Below are 18,346 nucleotides of genomic sequence, written 5' to 3' on the forward strand. Positions count from 1 at the left end.
CCCTCCCCTGCAACATTATCCAAAAGCAGGATGTTTCGGTACATTGACCTGTGAGCCCTGCTCAAATTCAAGCTTGCGTCAAAAGCGTGGTTGAACGCGGCACCGAGTCGGGCTATCCTGCTCCTTTATGAATAACATGAAAAACGACAACCTGGTTGGCACCGGTCTTGGCCGGCGTAAATTTCTTGGCACCACGGCGGCTGCCGTGGCTGGCATCTCACTCGTCCCCCGGCACGTCCTGGGCGGACCCAAATTTGTCGCGCCCAGCGAGAAAGTAAACATCGCCATCATCGGCTGCGGTGGCCAGGGACGCACGAACGCGCGCAATCTTTTCCGCCACAACGACGCGCAGATCATCGCGCTGGCCGATCCCATTGAATCGCACAACCTGGATGGTTTTTATTACAAAGGCATGGCGGGACGCCTGCCGGTCAAAGCGGAGATTGAAAAGCAATATTCCGCAACGACGCCCAATTTCAAGGTGTCGGATTATGAGGATTTCCGCGTCATGCTGGAAAAAGAAAAGTCCATTGACGCCATTCTGTGCGCGACGCCGGACCATCAACACGCCTATGTCTGCGTGACGGCCATGCGCCAGGGCAAACATGCCTATTGTGAAAAACCGTTGACGCACAATGTCTGGGAAGCACGACAGGTGGCCAGGGTGGCCAAAGAAACCGGCGTGGCCACGCAGTTGGGCAACCAAGGCCATTCGGACGAGGGCATTCGCCTCACCAGCGAATGGATTTGGGACGGTGCCATTGGCGACGTGCGCGAAGTGCATGCCTGGACCAATGCCTCCCGCTGGAATAAAAAACACACGGGCGGCCGTCCGCCGACCGAGCCGGTGCCCCAGGGAGTGAACTGGGATCTCTGGCTGGGGCCGCGCGAAACACGTCCTTACAGTTCCATCTACTCCCCGGTAAGCTGGCGCGATTTCTGGGATTTCGGCACCGCGCCCATCGGCGACTTTTTCTGCCACAACTTTGACCCGGCACTCTGGGCGCTGGATTTGCGCGAACCGCTCAGCATCGAAGCCTACGGTGCCGGGGGTGTGGATTCGTACATCGCCCCCGTGGGCGGCCTTTACACCTATCATTTCGGGCCCCGCAAGAACATGCCGCCGGTCAAATTCACCTGGTATGAAGGCGGCCTGATGCCGGCGCGTCCCGAGTCATTGGAAGAGGACGACCAGCTTGGCGCCGGTGGCAATGGCATTCTGTTCGTTGGCGACAAGGGCATGATCACTTGCGCTGGATGGGCGGGCAACCCACGGCTGCTGCCGAGTTCCAAGATGGATGGCTTCAAACGCCCGGCCAAGACGCTGCCGCGCTCCAAAGGGCATCACCGTGATTGGCTGGATGCCTGCAAAGGCGGACCCCAGGCCAGCGCGAATTTCGAGTATGGCGCCGCCTTGAGCGAAATTGGCCTGCTCGGTCTGGTCGCGATGCGCGTGGGCAAGAAAATGCTCTGGGATGCCAAGGCCATGAAGTCCCCCAATGCGCCTGAGGCGGACAAATATCTAAAAGAAAGCTATCGCCCCGGCTGGGAGATTACTTGATGCTCCGAAACGTTGCGTGGAAACAGAGTCGCCTGATCGCAAACGATCTGGCGGCTCCGTTTTTCATTTGGCTCGCCTGCCTGTGCCTTGCGGGCGGGCGTGGAAACGCCGGCGACTGGCCCATGTGGCGGGCCGATGCGGGCCGAACCGCGAGCGTGGCACCGTCACTACCGGAAAAGTTGAAGGTACTGTGGACCCGGGAACTGGCCCCGCTTGCGCCCGCTTACCGGGATGTGCGCCTGCAGTTTGATCGCGGTTATGAACCCGTGGTGCTGGGAAAACGTCTTTTCCTGGCCTCTTCACGCGATGACAGTATCACGGCCTATGATACGGATACCGGGGCGCAACTCTGGAAAATTTATACTGATGGTCCGGTGCGTTTCGCTCCCGTGGCGGGCGATGGGCGGGTAATCTTCGGGTCCGATGACGGATCGGTGCGCTGTGTGGCGGCTGCCACCGGCGAATTGCGCTGGCAAAAACGCGCGGTGCCGTCGGATCGCCAACTATTGGGTAACGGACGCCTTATCTCGGTGTGGCCGATTCGGGGCGGGCCCGTGTTGCGGGATGGGCGGGTGTATTTCGCGGCAGGGGTCTGGCCGCTGGAAGGCGTGTTTATTTATTGCCTGGAGGCAGTCACGGGCAAAGTAATTTGGCTCAATGACCGCACGGGTTACATTTACGGGGTGCATCCGCACCAGGCACAGGCTTTTGGTGGCGTGGCACCCCAGGGTTACCTGTTGATTGATGGTGCTGATTTGGTGGTGCCCAGCAGTTCAGCATATCCGGCCCGTTTTGATCTCGCCACGGGCACATTGAAAGAGTTTTCCTTGCCAAAAATGGCCAGGTATCCGGGCGGCTGGTTCGCCTCGACGACGACGAATGGATGGGTGAAACTTAACCTGAGCACCTTGGTATTTGATGCCGGGGTGAACACCAACCGGCACGAAGACAAACCGCATCAGCAGGGCGTGCCGGGCGTCCGTCGCAGTTTCCGCGCGGGCGATCGAGAATGGAGTTTCGACCAACCCATGCCTGAAATATCAGGTAAGGTGCATAGCATGATCGCAGCCGATGAGAAATGTTTCGTCGTCACCGAAGAGGGGTGCCTGTACGCGCTCACAGCCCCGGAGCAGGTGAAGGGTGAGGCGCAACAGTGGCGTCGGGAGCCGATTGTGGCGGCGGCCAAGGGAAGCCAGCAAGACGCGGTTGAAAATTTTCTAGCCGCAGCGGCGACGCAGCACGGTTACGCTGTGGTATTAGGCCTGGGCGAACCGGAGTTCCTTGCATCACTGGCTGGCCAGACCGACTTTAAGATTCTGGCGCTGATCGCTGAGAGTGACGATATTTCAGCAGCGCGAACGCGTTTGGCCGCAGCCCGGTTTCAGGGAGAACGAGTGGCTCTGCGCCAAACGTCGCCCACCAACGCTGGTTTGCCACCGTATTTCGCCAGCGTAATCGTGCTCGCTCCCGGCACTCCGTTACCCGACGCGGCGACGCTGAAACAGATGTATTCCTGGCTGCGTCCTTACGGCGGTAAACTCATTGGCCCGCCGGCGCTCCGAAAACTTGCCGAGTCCGTGCGCCTGCCGCAGGCCAACCTCACGCAGCACGCGAAGGGACTGGTCATCCTCTCCCGTGAAGGCGCCCTGGAGGGCAGCACAAACTATAAAGGCGATTGGCTGCCGAGCGCGGACGCGCTGGTGAAAGCGCCGGTCGGAGTGCTGTGGTTTGACGATACGTTGGGAAATTTTAAACGCGCGCCACAACCGAAGTTCGTGGATGGAGTGATGATCACTGCCGATAAAGACTGGCTGGATGCCTCCACCCGCAAAGGAAACGTGGACTATCGCCTGCGACCAGCCGTGTTCAGCGATGTCTATACCGGACGCGTGCTTCAAGCTGATGAGGCACCCGAGCTGCGCCAGCAATTCGGCCAACTCGATTTGCAAAAGATCCAGCCCAGCCAATACCGGCCGCCCACCCAAAAGGATGATTGGAAACCGGAAGCGCCACGGGCCGGGACCCGGCTGAATCCACTCACCAGCGAGCGTGAGCCGCGGGTATTTCCAAAAAGCTACGGTTGCGATGGCGGCTTTGATTACGGTTTGCTCTACACCATGCGCTCGGGCACGGCGGCTTTTTACGATCTGCGCAGTGACAGCGGCACGATTCACATCAGTGGACCACGTTCCGGATGCACCAGCAGCATCATTCCCGCCAATGGCCTGCTCAACGTGCCCTACTTCTACGAAGGTTGCAGTTGCAGCTATCCCCTGCCCATGGCGCTCGCCCTGGTTCACCTGCCACCCGCCTTTGAACAATGGGCGGCTTGGGGAAACGTCCCGGCCACCAACCTCGACGGCAAGATCGAACGGCTGGGCCTGAATTTCGGCGCGCCCGGGGATCGCCGAACCGAGGACAGTACGCTATGGCTGGGTTACCCCTCGGTCGGTGGTCCCTCACCAAAAATCAATGTTCGCACTGAACCTGCGGAACCCGTGACCTATTATCATCACTCGATATGGATCGAGGGTGGTGAAGGCTGGCCTTGGGTTGCCGCTTCCGGTTGCCAGGGATTGCGGACCGTGACTTTGTCCGGTCTGAAAAACGGTCGCTACACGGTACGCCTGATCTTTGCCGAGCCTGATCGCGCAATGACCTCAGACGGACGGCGTTTCGATTTACGGGTACAGGACCGCGTGGCGTTGTCGAACTTCAGTGTGCTGGCTGAAGCCGGTGGTGTCCTGCGCGTGGTCACGAAGACCGTGCCAAAGGTGGACGTGAAGGAAGGCACGCTCACCGTGACGCTCACCGCGCGCCAGGGCGAGACTCTACTAAGCGGCCTGGAGATTATCCGGGAAGGACTGGCCGTGGGTGCCCTGCCATTCCCGGCACGAGCGCCAGGATGGCAGTGAATTGGGTTACCTGTCGTTCTTGAATATTTTATAGGCCAAGGGCCAAAAGAGCCAAGCCGCAAGACGGCCTTTGTGAGTTTGAATGCCAGCCAGTTCATCTGAAGCTTTAGTTGGGTGGAGTGCCCATCGCAACAAGTGTTTGCCCAGCATGCAGCAGGTTGCTTTCGGTCCCAGCCAGCACACTTTTAAATGGTGCTGATGGGCCAAATGGAAGGTGACTACGGCAAAGATAAAGTAACGCGCATTGCCGGAGCGCTGATAGCTGAAGTCGAACTTTAAACGTTGGCAGGTATGGCCGCGCTTAAGTTGTTCCAACGTCCACGCAGAGTCCTCCATCGTGGGCACGGATTCGTCAAAAGGGACTGATTCCCAGAGCCGGCGGCGAAAGATACCCATGCTGTTTGAATAGATGGAACCGAACTTCAAGCCTTTGGATTTAAGTTCGGACCAGGTGATGGCATCGGAGTAGAAAGGGTCATCGTCCCACCGGGCACTGGCGCACGCAGTCTGGGGATCGGACATCGTACCTACCAGTTGACTGATCGCATCAGGGGAGTTGAGCACAGTGTGCGAACTGAGGATAAGCACGAGGTCAGTCGGACAATGACGCACGGCGAAATTCAGGACCCGTGGATGTTTATAGGGCTCGGTCCAATTGAATACCTGTGCCCCTGCGCTTTTCATCAGCGCAACGGAATGGTCGGTGCTTTGGTTGTCCACCCCCACGATGAGGTCCGGTTGGACAGTTTGGCGCCGCAGTGCCGCGAGCACGTCTGGCAGCGTCCGGGCGGAGTTTTTGAAGCGGATAATGACCCCGAGAGTGGGACGTGAGGCGGCGGGATTCATAGTTCAAAAAGGGATGGGCACCGGCTGAAAACATTATCCCAAGCGACGGTTTCCGAACCGGTGGGCTGGAGGATGACCAGCACCGGCTCATTGCCGGAGCGGCCAAGGGTAAGCCGGCGGAGTGTACTTTGCCACCAGGCGCGCAGAGCTGAAGCGTGGCGCCGGGTTCCGTCCGAAAACCAGATCACGGCCTCGGCGGATTCCGAATTACGCGCCAATTTCAACCATCTGGCTTCCCCGCCAGGCACGGAGACCTCCAGCGAGGTCCCCACTTTCCAACCCGCACCCCGGAAGCAATAAAGGGGATCGTGGACCGCATGGCGATCACGCGAACCGTCAATCGCCAGGAGCACAAAGCGCTGCCGGCCGACCTGGTAAAGGCGTTTGACCACATTGGCGTTGTGGTAAACCTGTTTTTCCGTTTCATTCAGTGGCAATTCTTGCGCCGAAAAGCCCAGGCCTTTGCTTGGCAGGGCGGCCAGCCGGCTGTTTGATGAGGTGCAGGATGGCGCGAATTCCCAAAGCAAACTGACTGTGATGGCAAGCGCCAGTCCGATCCATAAGAATATGCGTTTCTTATCTTTCATTCAGGGTAACCTTGGTTATGGCACGCGTGGACTTGAAGCCGAGGAATACGGCCAAGGCCGCCAGCGCAATTCTGAGCCCAAGCACGCCGCTGGGCGTGGCGTTTTGAGCGAGGGAGCCAAGCAGCGGCATCCAGCAGAGCGAAAGTCCCAACCATATCAGGCGGTTCGGAAAAGTCGGAAGCAACAGCCAAACTGCACCAGCCAGTGCCAGGTGTCCGAGCAAGTGGATATCCAACATCACACTAAGCAGCGATATCGCCAGCACCAGCCACGTTAGCCAGACCGCAGGCCTCGGAATTCGCTCCGCACCAGCATTGGATTCCGATCGAAAAACAGCGATGAGCAGAGGCGTCAGCCAAAGGATAAAGGCCAGCCAGCCAAGCCGGTCAAACGGCGAATGACGCCAAGCCAGCAGCAGGTCCGACGCGCGCCAAGCACAAAAGGCGGCAACCGCCCACTCGACGCGAACGTTGAAAGGCCAGGCTTTCATCCCTGTGCCAACTTTGGTTTAAGGTATTTCCGACAAATGGAAAATGCCAATCCACACAAAGCGAACATGGCCGCCAATACGCACCACCCACCCACCTCATGAAACCAGCCACCGGCAAATTCCGGGCCGAAGCTCAAAGCCACAACGCTGATGACCAGAACCCGGGCCGTATTCGCCACCCAGGCCAGCAAAGGCAGAGTGGCAAGACCCCACCAGTAAGTCCGGCGGCCGCCGAGTTGCAGGAAGGCCATCGTGACACCGGCGATAAGCATGGCTTGGAGCGCGCGCAAGCCTGAACAGGCGGGGGTGATATCGATGGGCAAACCTTGTACCACCAGTTGAGTGCCCTGCCGAGCAACTTCAAAGCCAACACTGTGGAAGACATGCTCCGCAGTCCAGGCAGCCGACAGCCGGCACCACCAGCCCAACTGCGGAAAGTCGAGGAGTAGCCAAGGAAAGGCCAATATTGGAAGCACCAGGAGTTGTCGCATTCGTATCCCTGAACTTAGCTCCGTGCGAGGCTGCAGCCAACTCCAAAGTGCGGCCGTCCATGAGATGGTCAGTAGCAGGGTCAGATTGGTCGCCACCCCAAGCACCAGCATTATTCCAGCGAGCACAAGCGCGGGTGCGTGACAGTTGAGCACTTCGGTCCGGAAGCGCCATGGCGCTCCAAGCCATATAAATAAAGGCAATCCGGCCAAGATGGGAAGCGTCTCATCCGCCGCAGCTATCCAAGCAGGATCCCGCAGCCAGATAAATGCGGCAAACGCGAATAAGAGCGATAGGGCGAAGTAATCTCTCGGTTTCATCGGGTTGCTTCCGCCTTGGTGATGGTCAGCAGGTTTTCACGAAGTTGGAGTTCGTCGGGCATCAGCAGCAACAACTCTTCCGTCAACTGGCGGGCAACCTTCCATTGCCGGTTTGCGAAGGCTTGCTGCGCGAGCCAGGTCTTCGCCTCAATGGATTCGGCAGCAATGGCATGGTAAATCTTCTCAACTTCGTTGGTACGCCCTTGAAACAGCGCCAAGCGGGCTAAAATTTCCTGTCCACTAACGCTTTGGGCCAGGCGCGGTTGCTGCAGAACAGTGGCCGCAGCGGTGGCGAATTCGCGCCGCTCCGATTGCGCCAAGGCAAGCAACCAAGCGGCGCGCTGACCGACATCAGAATTCAGCAAAGCCAAGGGGGCCAGTTTTTGAAGGGCACCCTCGGTTTGATTATCGGCAAGCAGCAATTCAGCACGCAAGAGTTCCAGTTCAGGCGTCGATTTCTGTTGGGCAAGATAGTCGCGGGCCGTCGCTGGCTTGCGATTGTAACGCAGCGACTGGGCAATGCCATAGGCGAACCAGCTTGGATTGGTGGAATCGGCAAAGTTGGCGAATTGAAGCGCGGCCTCGCGCCAACCAACGGCTAAAAACGCCGCCGCCAACGCGTTACGCCCGTGCAGCAGGGCGTCTAGTTCTGGCGACAAGTTCAAGCGTGTGCCGTTCGGATGCGGGCCGTGAAGGGCTTCCTTCAACTGCACCAGGAACTGGTGACTGGTTGTCTTTGGCGCACCGCTGTTGGAGCGGACAGGACTTAGCGGACGCTTTAGCCGGTAACTTAAAATATCATCAAGGGTGGCTAACAACTCAGGCTGCAACGACAGCGCGCGCGGAGGGGGGAACCGAATCGAGTCGAGCGCTTCATTTTCCCGTCCAGCGTGGAGAAGTTCCAGCAGGCGCAGCCAAAAGACTTCCGGCCGTTCCTGTGCCAAAACGCGGGCGTTGGGCAGCAATGTGAAGGCGTTTTCATCCCAAAAATGATCGGCGGGCAGATTACGAACCAGCACGGCAAGGGGTGTCAAATGGCTGGAAGTTGAAGAATCATTGGGGGTGATGTTTGGTGAACCGGCCACCAACTTGTTCCAGAATAGGAACTTGAGTTGCATGAAATCGAGCCCGGAAATATTCAGTGCTTCCTGCCAGGTTTTCAGGGCAAAATCACAATTACCTTGCCGCTGGTAAAACTCGGCAAGCTGGTCTCGCACCAGCGGGTTTTTAGGATCAGCAACCAGTGCGGCCACATACTCAACGCGGGCATCGGCGAACTTGCCAAGGCTTTCGAGAATCTGGGCGCGAAATGAGTGAATATCGGGATTGCGCGGGTCAAGCTGATTGGCGCGGTCCAGCAAGGCCCAGGATTCAGAGAGCTTTCGCGTGGCGGTCAGTAAGGCAAGGCGCACCAACCGGGTAGCCTCGGCGGGGCCGGAAAAACTCCGTGAACGCAGCAGCGCTTCGGCCTCCCGAGGTTTGCCGCGCAGCGCGAGCGCGTCGGAGTCGAGCGCCAACCACCGATGCGGCTGTTGCTCCCGGTTCGCCCAAGCGCGACGTATCTTCTCGAACTCGCTTTGTTCGTGCGCATGAAAATACGCGCGTGCCACCAACAACGAAGCCTCTTCATGCGCGAGTACGCGTTCCGGATGTCTTTCGTAGAAGGCGGTAAGCCGTGGCAATTGGCGGGCGGTAGTCAACGCATCAAGTTCCAAAGCCGACCAAGGTAGTTTTGAGTTCGTCCGGGCCTGAGACTGGACGATGACTAATACTTCGTTGGGCTGATGGTCCCGCAGGAGTTGCTGCGCTTTGGCAAAGGCACGTTCTTCCTGCCGGTTGATGACGAACTCCCGCCAGGCTTTGAAACCAGCAATGGCCCCAATGATCCCGACTAGCACACCAAGAGCAAGGGCGAGGAGGAGGATGGGGCGATTTTTCTTCATGACCGTATAAACGCTGTATTCAGTGAACGTCGAGATCAAATCGGGCTGAGTTGCAGAGTTTGACGGCGCTTCAACCAGACTGCAAACCCAACGAATGAGGCCATCGTGAGCCACAGTGCGGGCTCCGGCGTGCCCATGAGTTTGGCGATATTGGCCGCCCCGATGTCCACGGCGAAAACGACATCGTTAAAGTCCCGGTCGCCACCACCATACATGTCCTCGAAGCTGACGATGAGATAAGGGCTTTCTTTTACCGCGTAAGCGAAAGAGACGACATGGTTGATATGGTCAGTGTTTTGTGACTTGTCAGTCGAGAAGACATTCTTACCGCCATTGGCCCCGTCGGAGATGAGAAAAAAGTCGAGTTTTGTGCCGCCAGCGAAGGTGCCAAGGTTTACGAAATCGCCGGGTAGCAACGGTTCTCTGGCTGAGCGTTTGCCGCTAGCCTCCGGGTCATAGGTTGATACCGGACTCGAAGCATCCGGGAAAATTAACCGCGGATCGCCATGGCTCACTCCGCTGCCCGCCGCATTGAATCCAAGCGTGTTATGATACCCAGCACCTTCACCAATGAAGTACACTCGCACATCCGACTTGGTTTGCAATTGCAATTTGGAAGGGTCGAGCAGCATGGCGGAATCATTGATGGATTTCCGTTCACTCAAACGCGTATTCACCAAATCGGTCACTGATGGTAATACCTTCTTTTGGAAATTAGCCGATGCCGTATCGGATCCAACTGCCATTACGGGTGCGACGATATTTAAACCGAGAGGCCGGGCGCTGGATTGAACGGGTGCCGCAATGCCACCGGAAGTTGTGGAGGAACGTTTATCACCTTGTTTACCATCGGATCCTTCACGTTCGGATGAATCGGCGAACGTGACGTTGGTTGCTGCCAACGTCAAGGTTGCCGCGAGGACGGTTGAAAAGAGGCCGGAACGGAGGTGTGTCCGGCGGGTTTGCTTCATGTTTCGTTTCATATTTCGTTTCATATTTCGTTTCATACAATAATTCATTCGGAAACATCATAAGCAGGCTCCATGCCAAGTTGTTTGCCACAGCCGTTCCCCCCAGCTTTGTTGAGAGAGTAGAGTTTTTAGACGAATCCCTTGCGGTTGGGAGTATTACTAGAATTATTGTCCTTGCATTAAAACTCATTTTGCATTACTGTTGCATTGCAAACGCATGATAAAAATCCTTTATCCCGGTGAATGCCCGGACGACTTTGTCGCGCGTCTAAAGCAGCTCGGATTTCCCGCGCATACTTTTACTGCCGGGGAAGTAACCGAACTGACGACGGAGACAGCGGAAGTAGTCTATGTGCTCCCGCACCAGGCTATGAGTTTGGACTCGTGGCCCCGCCTGCGGGTGCAACTTGCGCAGGCGAATCGTCTTTACATTGCAGTCATTGAGAAAGCGTCCACTGCCGAAGTGGCACGTTTCTTGCGGGATGGCGCCTATGATGTGCTCGCAATGGAAGACAACGATACGCGCTGGCGCGAGGCGCTCATGACCGCGTCAGGCAATCAACAACTCTGGATTCAGCTCTATGGCGGGCGACCGCTTTCGTCGGAAGATATTCTGAGCGGCCGCTCCGAATCCATTCTGCGCTTACGACAGACGATTGACCGGCTTGGCCCAACAGATGTATGTGTGCTGATCCAGGGCGAATCCGGCGTGGGCAAGGAGCGGATCGCTTCCGCGTTGCACAAGGCGGGGCACGGGAAAAGCTTTGTCGCGCTGAACTGCGCGGCCATTCCGAAGGACCTGCTGGAATCCGAGTTGTTCGGGGTGGAGAAAGGCGCTTTCACCGGCGCCATGAGAGCGCGGGCCGGGCTGGTGGAACAGGCTCAGGGCGGAACACTTTTTCTCGACGAAATCGGCGAAATGGATATTAGCGTGCAGCCGAAACTGCTGCGGTTCCTCGAAACCCGCTGCGCGCGGCGCGTGGGCGGAGAGAAGGAGTACCAGGTCAAGTTACGGGTGATCTCGGCCACCAATCGCAACCTCGATACGGAAATTGCGGAGAAACGTTTTCGTGCCGACCTCTTTTACCGACTCGCGGAAATCACGCTCCATGCACCGCCGTTGCGGACCCGGCCCGAGGATGTCCCCGAGCTGGCCCTGAACTTCATGCGCAAGGCCAACGAGCGGTTTGGCAAGAACTTCGAGACCATCGAGCCGGCGATGATTGAAAAATTTCAACTTCACACCTGGCCCGGCAATGTGCGTGAATTGAAAAGCACGGTGGATCGCCTGGTGTTGCTGTTTGACGGGTCCATATTGCGCGCACCGTGGTGGGACGTCCCGGAAACCCGCGTGCCGCAAGCGACGGGGTTCGCGTCCATGCCCGTAATGGAAGCCAGCAGCGTTTCAACGCAGAGTTCACCCGCCGTGCCAATCCCCGAGGCGGTGCATGCGGCACCCGTAACTTCCGCGCTGGGGGTGTACACGCACGGCATGGGAATCCCGAACCATAAACAGAAACTGGTGATTGCCAGACGACTCATGGAGGAAAGCGGCAACAACTTCAGTTGGGTTGCGGGGCAATTGGGCATTAACGTTACCACGCTCTGGCGTTGGCGCAAAACCGGCAAACTCGGATGACCTGACCTCCCGCACCATGATGGACCTCGTCAAAACGTTTGCCATCCTCTTTGCCTACCTCCTTGCGGCACCGGCGCTGGGATGGTTACTGGCGCGGGATCGGCGGCTGGAGCGTGCCGCGTTTTGCCTGATGGTCTTCATGCCCTCCTGGTTCCCCGGCAAGCTGACCTTGATGGTCAACTCCGTAGAGCTTTATCGGGGGCATACCAAGGGCTTTGAAGCGTCCATCATTGAAATTGTTGCGGTGGCGCTAATCGTCTCCGCCGCATTGCGTCGGGAAAAGGGCTTTCGGTGGCTGCCACCCGGCCTCTGGCTCTACCTTGCCTGGTGCGCGCTGAGTTGTTGCTCGATTATTTCGGCGGACAATAAACTTTATGTGCTGATGGCGGCGGTGAAATTTACCAAAGTGGCGCTGGTTTTCATTGGAGCCTTCCAGGCATTTGGAAACAAGGAGGACTTGCGCTGGATGATGCACGCGTTGGCATTTTCGCTCGTGTTCCAAGCCTTGGTCTGCCTCAAACTGCGCTACGTGGACGGCCAATGGCAGGTGAAAGGGTGGTTTGAGCACCAAAATCCCATGGCGATGTGGTGTTACCTCTGCGCCCTACCATTGCTGTCGGTGGCCCTGGCACCGATGACGCCGCGCCGGGATACCTTGTTTTTTGCAACCGGTGTCGCTGCCGCAGGGTTCTGCATCCTGTTGAGCGTATCGCGCGGCGGGTTGGGTGCCTTTGTCGCCGGGGCGTGTGTGATCTATGCGCTGGCGGTGCTGCGTGGGTTTACCTGGAAATTGACGGCCTTTGCAGTAGTCGGTCTGATTGCTGCCTTGGCGGCTGGGATGCTTGCGCTTGACTCCATGATGGTGCGCGTTCAGGAAGTGAACTCACGCGACGAGGATAGGGACCTCCGGGCAGTCTTGAATCAACAGTGCGCCGCCATGTTGCATGATCACCCGTTGGGAGTGGGCTGGAATAATTTTGGTGTGGTCAACAGTCTGCCCGTGGAAAAATACGCCGCCATCCTCATGGATTGGGATCAGAGCCGTGGTTTTCGAATTATCGATGAGAACTACCTGGCCAATCCGCTAACAGAAAGTCTCTACTGGCTCTTGCTGGCGGAAAATGGTTATCCTAGCTTGGTGATGTTTGTGATCTTCCTGCTAGTGACACTTTGGTGGGCGGTGCGCTGCACGCTGGCATTCTGGCGTGAGCCGGAGGGTTACTTTGCAGCGGGCGTACTGATTGCCCTGTTTATGACCTATTTTCACGGCACGGTCGAGCGAGTGCTCACGCAAACGAAAAATCTGTCCATGTGGCTGATATTTGCCGGATGTCTGGCGCGTCTGGAATGGCGCCGTCAGCAAGGCAGCAGCCAGGCACCGCCGGAGAGTTCCCCCGCTGCGGGAGCCAATCCGATTAACTCCAGATCAGTGAACGCACTATGACTGCCGACAAACAACCAATCACCACGGGTGGCCAAATCGGGCCAGAGTTGCCACTGGCTGGGGAAATGAACCCGCGCGTCCCGGCTGGAGCCCGCCAGCTCCGAGTCCTCCTGCTGGCCGAGTCGGCCAACCCGAAGCTGTACAGCGTTTCGCTGATCGGCTGGAGTTTCGCGCGAGCACTATCCCACGTTGCCGACGTACATCTGGTCTCCGAGCTACGCAACCGAGAAGACATTCTGGCGGCTGGTGTTGCGGGGATGGAATTCACCGCCATCAACAACCGCCGGTGGCAGGGGTTGGCCTGGAACATCGCCCGATTGCTGCGCGGCGGCACGTCGCTGGGTTGGTCCACGTATTCAGGGCTGGCGACGCTGGTCTATCCATTTTATGAGCGCGAAGTCTGGCGCGTTTTCGGCTCACGACTGAAGCGGGGCGAGTTTGACTTGGTGCATCGGGTAACGCCCAACGCTCCGGTGACGCCCAGCCTGCTTGCAAAGCGGTGCGCGGACATCGGGGTGCCATTCGTGCTTGGCCCAATCAATGGGGGAGTGCCATGGCCAAAGGATTTCACCCATCTGCGACGGGCTGAACGCGATTGGCTGAGTCCCTTGCGTGGTTTATCCCGGTATCTGCCTGGCTATACGGCCACCCGCCGCTATGCGGCGGCCATCCTGGTGGGAGCCCGTAGCGCCTTGGCGGAAATGCCCGAACGGTATCACGCAAAATGTGTTCGGCTTTCCGAAAATGCGATTGACCTCGACCGTTTTCCGCGTTGCGCGCCTCCCGCGCTGGCCAAGCCATTGCGGGTCGCCTTTGTGGGGCGTCTGGTCCCGTTGAAGGGTGTGGATATGCTGATCGAAGCCGCCGCGCCGCTGGTGCGCCAGGGACAAGTCAATCTGGATATCATTGGCGACGGCCCGGAGTTGCCGCGCCTCAAACTGCTTTGCGAAAAACTCGGGATCACCGGCGGGGTGGAATTTCCCGGTTGGTTGGACCATTCCCAGATTACCGGGCGCCTGGGCCGGGCGAACGTGCTCGGTTTTCCCAGTGTGCGTGAATTTGGTGGCGGTGTGGTTCTTGAGGCGATGGCCTTGGGGGTTGTGCCCATTGTCCTTGACCATGGCGGTCCGGCCGAACTGATTCCGCCGGGCGGCGGCTTCGTCCTGCCCATGGGCTCCCGCGCCAGTCTGGTACACCAGTTCGGGGTAACCCTTGCCAACCTGGCCGCCGCCCCTGAGCAACTTCGTGTACTGGCGCGGTGCGCCCAAGACCATGTGCATCAGCATTACACGTGGGCAGCCAAGGCCAGCCAAGTTTTAGAAGTTTATGATTGGGTGTTGGGCCGGCGTGCTGACAAACCGAATTATTCTTTTACACCTCATGAATGAAACAACTCCAAACTCGCATTCCAAACCAGCCCGGGCAACGCTCCTCTGTCCAACGGACCAGTCCGTGCTGCCGACGCTGTCCCGCCAGTGTCCGCTTCCGCTTTTGCCGGCCTTGGGCGACACTTTGCTCGGCCATGCCATTGCTTTCCTGGCCGCCCAAGGAGTTCGCGAGATCTGCATTGTTGCCAGCGACCGCACGGACCAAATTCGTGCCGCGGTGGGACGTGGCGAACGTTGGGGGGTGAAGCTGGAAGTAACCTCCAGCCCACGCGACCCGGTCGCCCAAGACGCTTCGACCGCTCCGCTAGTATTGCTGCTGGATCGCCTGCCGCAGGTGCCCGAGCAGCCGCTGTGGACGTCCTACTCGGCGTGGTTTGACGCGTTGCTGACGTTAATGCCACTGGTCGCGCGTGAACGCGTTGGGATGCGCGAAATCATGCCAAACGTTTTCGTGGGTTTGCGTTCGCAAATTGCCGGCGATGCAAAGCTCATTGGTCCTTGTTGGATTGGCGCAAACGCAAATATTGGTGCGCGCACAGTCATCGGCCCCAACGCCATCATCGAGGACGGGGTTGTCCTGGACGAATCCGCTGAGGTGGTCCACAGCATCATCGGGCCGCAAACCTACGTGGGGATAATGACGGAGGTGCGACATTCGTTTGCCTGGGGGCGCAACTTGACGAACCTGCGCAATGGTTCACAGATTGAAATCGTTGACCGTTTCCTGCTGGACGACCTTGCCAATTCGGCATCACGGCAATCGAGCGGCCAGCCAGGGTGGATGGCGAAGGTGCTTCGTCGGCTGCGGCGGGCGATTTCAGCCCCGTTTAACGGTTTCACCAGTTTGGCGATGCCGGTTTGCATCGCCGCCGGAATGGCACTTAAATAAAGCTTTTCATAGCCACACGTTGTATGTAGATTGCCTTGGCAACACAATAACGATTTATGATAACACAAGCTCAGGGAAACTCGCTACGGATGCGCTGCCCCGGCGAGTTGAATGCCGCAAACGCCGCCGCATTTCGCGACGAAGCGCGCGCAGCAATCACCGGAACGGTCACCACGCTTGATATTGATCTATCAACGACCACGTTCGTGGATAGCAGTGGCTTGGGGTCGCTCATTGCCCTGCACAAAACCATGGCCACCCGAGGTGGCGTCGTACGGCTTCTGACGCCCACCGCCACCGTATATCAAATCCTGGAACTGACCCGCCTTCAGCGCGTCTTTGAAATCGTCAAAAACTGAAATAACCTGCGAACATGAAGACTGAGAATATGACAACTGAAACCTGCGGGGACATCTTGCTTGTCACCGGTCTCGACCGGCTAAGTGCGACTAATGCCATGCTCTTCAAGGAAGTAACGCTGGCTCAGCTTGCCGCCGAACATCGTTTTGTGGACGTGGATGCAACGGGGATCAGTTTCATTGACAGCGATGGCTTGGGGGCGTTGATTGCCGTGCAACGACGGTTGACTCCCCGTCAGGGGCGTGTGCGTCTGCTGCGGCCCCAGGTGATGGTGCTGCAATTGCTGGAATTACTGCGCATGGAGCAGGTTTTTGACATCGTCAAACATTAACCTTCGATGGAAAACGTGCTGGCCATATCCAATCGCTCGATGACGATACGGGTTGCGTGCGAGCTGCAGGTCGTGCGTGGCCTTTGCCGGAAGGTGCGTGAATTTCTGGCGGATGCCGGGCTCAGTGCGGACGAACTCAACCCTTGGGAACAGACCCTCGCTGAGGCCGTCAATAACGCTATCCTATACGCCCCGCCAGCTTCAAAAAACCTGCCGGTGCAAACCAATATCACCGTAAGCCAGACCCTCGTTGAGGTGCGGATTAGTGATCACACCGCCGGGTTTGATTTTCCCCAAAACGCGGTGCTGCCAGAGCCGGATGCTGAATCAGGACGCGGGCTGTTTATGATCCAAAGCCTGACGGACGAAGCGATTTACCTGCGCGGACGAGGTGAGAACTGCCTGGTGCTGAGGAAACACCGTAACCTTGGTTCCCGACTTTCAGAATCGGCTGATGACTCCCGCCAGGAACTTGAGGAAACTCGCCACACATTGGACTTGATGACCGAAGAATTGGCATCCTCCTATGAGAGTTTGGCGGCGATTTTCCAATACAGCGCCGAGCTATCCACCAACGTCTCCTCGCACGACTTTACGCGTCGCTGGCTGGACCAGTTGCTGACCATTATCGGGGCCGACTGGTATCTATTGCGGCTGTTGAGCCCGGACGGCAACCACCTGTGCGTGGCGGCGACGTCACTACCTGGCTGGCAAGAGCACGTGATTCCGCTTGCCTCCTCCCCGGACGCTCCCTGCCTGGAACAGCGGGCCATTCATCAGCACCGGGATGTATGGTTCGATGACGCCACGCCGTTGCATCATGCCGACCCGCTGGCTACCGTCGGGCAACCGGCGAGCGGCTTTGCACACCCGATCGTCGTCAATGGAACTCCGGTCGGGGTGCTTACGGTGGCTTGCGGAACGGGAACCCGCATGGCGGAAGCCGGCAACATCAATATTATCCATACGTTCGCGGATTTTTTGGGAATTCAGGTGCGCAATGCGCGATTTGCCGAGGAACAGGTACGCACCCGATTGATGTCACGCGAGATGGAAATCGCCACGAATATCCAGCGCTCGCTCCTGCCCGAACGGATGCCGAATCTACGGGGATTTGGCATGGCTGGGCATTGCCGTAGCGCCCGCCAGGTGGGTGGTGATTATTACGACGCGATTGTCACCGGCGAAGGGCAATTGCTGCTCGTGGTGGCCGATGTCATGGGGAAAGGCCTTCCCGCCGCGATATTCGCCGCGATATTTCGCAGTCTGGTGCGGGCACGGTTGGATCTCGCGGCAAAGCCGGGAGAATTCCTGGTTTGGCTGAATCGCAACCTCGGCGCCGACGTAGGGCGGGTGGATATGTTCATCACGGCCCAACTCGCCTTTGTGGACTTGAACCAACGGCGGCTGCGCGTTGCCGGAGCTGGCCATCCACCGTTGCTGCTCGCGGGCCAGGATGGTTCCTGCGAGGCGCTTGAAAGCAGCGGTCCGCCACTCGGTGTGCTGATGCAAAAAGAGTACGGAGATACGGAACGGATCCTTCCGCACGGCGCCCAAGTATTCCTTTTCACCGATGGGCTAAGCGAGGCGCGCGACCCGGCAGGCGAACTGCTCGGCGTGCCCAGACTGATCCACTGGTTGCAGGAGCAGGCATGCCGCCAGCAGCCGGTTGGGCAGACACAGCAAAACTTGCTCGCCATGCTGGAGCAATTTGAGCAGGGGACGCTATCCGGGGATGACCAGGCGTTTGTCCTGCTGGCCGAGGAACCCGTAACTTCCACTAACCATGCCTCATAAAATTCTCATCGCGGATGACGAACCGCACATGTTGCGGTTAATCGAAGTCAGTTTAAGAAAAGGCGGATTTCAGATTGTTCAAGCCCGGGATGGCCGCGAGGCGGTGGCGGTTGCCATCCGGGAAAAACCGGACTTGGTGGTCATGGATCTCGTCATGCCTGAACTGGATGGTTTTGCCGCGTTGCGCGAACTAAAGCTCAACGCGGATACCGCCCACACGCCCGTCATCCTGTTAACGTCACGCGGCCAGGCCATCGTCCGCGAGGAAGCGGAACGCTCGGGGGCGGCGCTTTATCTGCAAAAGCCGTTTTCGCCTGCTCAATTACTCGTCGAGGCTAAACGGCTACTCGGGTTGGCCTGACCGGTTTACCGCCGC

The 18,346-nt window shown here is 58.1% G+C and carries 16 protein-coding genes; 10 read left to right on the forward strand and 6 right to left on the reverse strand.

The window, feature by feature from the left end; translation table 11 throughout:
• Positions 1-127: 127 nt before the first annotated feature.
• Entirely contained in the window at positions 128-1,561 is a 1,434-nt protein-coding gene (locus WCO56_14245; protein MEI7730730.1) for a Gfo/Idh/MocA family oxidoreductase, read from the forward strand.
• Positions 1,561-4,476: a PQQ-binding-like beta-propeller repeat protein gene (locus WCO56_14250; protein MEI7730731.1), complete on the forward strand. Its 2,916-nt coding sequence runs from the start codon at positions 1,561-1,563 to the stop codon at positions 4,474-4,476. Before WCO56_14245 ends, WCO56_14250 begins: the two co-directional genes overlap by 1 nt.
• 6 nt (positions 4,477-4,482) lie before the next feature.
• Here the strand turns inward: WCO56_14250 and WCO56_14255 are convergent, their stop codons facing one another.
• Genes WCO56_14255 through WCO56_14280 form a run of 6 tightly spaced genes read right to left on the reverse strand, consistent with a single transcriptional unit; the run spans position 4,483 to position 10,134 of the window.
• Positions 4,483-5,322, reverse strand: a complete 840-nt coding sequence (locus tag WCO56_14255; protein ID MEI7730732.1) for a glycosyltransferase — start codon at positions 5,320-5,322, stop codon at positions 4,483-4,485.
• A complete protein-coding gene (locus WCO56_14260; GenBank protein ID MEI7730733.1) occupies positions 5,319-5,909 on the reverse strand; it encodes an exosortase-associated EpsI family protein in 591 nt (196 codons plus the stop codon). The genes WCO56_14255 and WCO56_14260 overlap by 4 nt, the downstream gene beginning before the upstream one ends.
• Entirely contained in the window at positions 5,899-6,399 is a 501-nt protein-coding gene (locus WCO56_14265; GenBank protein MEI7730734.1) for a hypothetical protein, read from the reverse strand. The genes WCO56_14260 and WCO56_14265 overlap by 11 nt, the downstream gene beginning before the upstream one ends.
• Positions 6,396-7,208, reverse strand: coding sequence for an exosortase/archaeosortase family protein (locus tag WCO56_14270; protein ID MEI7730735.1), 813 nt, complete (start codon positions 7,206-7,208; stop codon positions 6,396-6,398). Before WCO56_14270 ends, WCO56_14265 begins: the two co-directional genes overlap by 4 nt.
• Entirely contained in the window at positions 7,205-9,151 is a 1,947-nt protein-coding gene (locus WCO56_14275; GenBank protein MEI7730736.1) for a hypothetical protein, read from the reverse strand. Before WCO56_14275 ends, WCO56_14270 begins: the two co-directional genes overlap by 4 nt.
• Positions 9,152-9,186: 35 nt before the next feature.
• Positions 9,187-10,134 (reverse strand): DUF4114 domain-containing protein, encoded by a 948-nt coding sequence (locus tag WCO56_14280; protein ID MEI7730737.1) that lies wholly within the window; start codon positions 10,132-10,134, stop codon positions 9,187-9,189.
• Between the two features lie 205 nt (positions 10,135-10,339).
• Between WCO56_14280 and WCO56_14285 the strand changes: the two genes are divergently transcribed.
• Genes WCO56_14285 through WCO56_14320 form a run of 8 tightly spaced genes read left to right on the forward strand, consistent with a single transcriptional unit; the run spans position 10,340 to position 18,331 of the window.
• Positions 10,340-11,761 carry a sigma-54 dependent transcriptional regulator gene (locus WCO56_14285; protein MEI7730738.1) on the forward strand — a complete coding sequence of 474 codons (1,422 nt, stop codon included), beginning with the start codon at positions 10,340-10,342 and terminating at the stop codon, positions 11,759-11,761.
• 16 nt (positions 11,762-11,777) lie between these two features.
• Positions 11,778-13,205 (forward strand): O-antigen ligase family protein, encoded by a 1,428-nt coding sequence (locus WCO56_14290; GenBank protein MEI7730739.1) that lies wholly within the window; start codon positions 11,778-11,780, stop codon positions 13,203-13,205.
• Positions 13,202-14,593, forward strand: a complete 1,392-nt coding sequence (locus tag WCO56_14295) for a glycosyltransferase (protein MEI7730740.1) — start codon at positions 13,202-13,204, stop codon at positions 14,591-14,593. Before WCO56_14290 ends, WCO56_14295 begins: the two co-directional genes overlap by 4 nt.
• Positions 14,586-15,482, forward strand: a complete 897-nt coding sequence (locus tag WCO56_14300; GenBank protein ID MEI7730741.1) for a hypothetical protein — start codon at positions 14,586-14,588, stop codon at positions 15,480-15,482. The genes WCO56_14295 and WCO56_14300 overlap by 8 nt, the downstream gene beginning before the upstream one ends.
• Before the next feature lie 56 nt (positions 15,483-15,538).
• The gene (locus WCO56_14305) at positions 15,539-15,841 is read left to right on the forward strand and encodes an STAS domain-containing protein (GenBank protein ID MEI7730742.1); all 303 of its coding nucleotides are present in this window, start codon (positions 15,539-15,541) and stop codon (positions 15,839-15,841) included.
• A 29-nt stretch (positions 15,842-15,870) separates the two neighbouring features.
• Positions 15,871-16,173 carry an STAS domain-containing protein gene (locus WCO56_14310; GenBank protein ID MEI7730743.1) on the forward strand — a complete coding sequence of 101 codons (303 nt, stop codon included), beginning with the start codon at positions 15,871-15,873 and terminating at the stop codon, positions 16,171-16,173.
• A 15-nt stretch (positions 16,174-16,188) separates the two neighbouring features.
• On the forward strand, positions 16,189-17,970 hold the full coding sequence (locus WCO56_14315; GenBank protein MEI7730744.1) for a SpoIIE family protein phosphatase: 1,782 nt from the start codon (positions 16,189-16,191) through the stop codon (positions 17,968-17,970).
• Positions 17,960-18,331: a response regulator gene (locus WCO56_14320; GenBank protein ID MEI7730745.1), complete on the forward strand. Its 372-nt coding sequence runs from the start codon at positions 17,960-17,962 to the stop codon at positions 18,329-18,331. The genes WCO56_14315 and WCO56_14320 overlap by 11 nt, the downstream gene beginning before the upstream one ends.
• Positions 18,332-18,346 lie beyond the last annotated feature (15 nt).

This window comes from Verrucomicrobiota bacterium (genome assembly GCA_037139415.1).
Classification (GTDB): Bacteria; Verrucomicrobiota; Verrucomicrobiia; order Limisphaerales; family Fontisphaeraceae; genus JBAXGN01.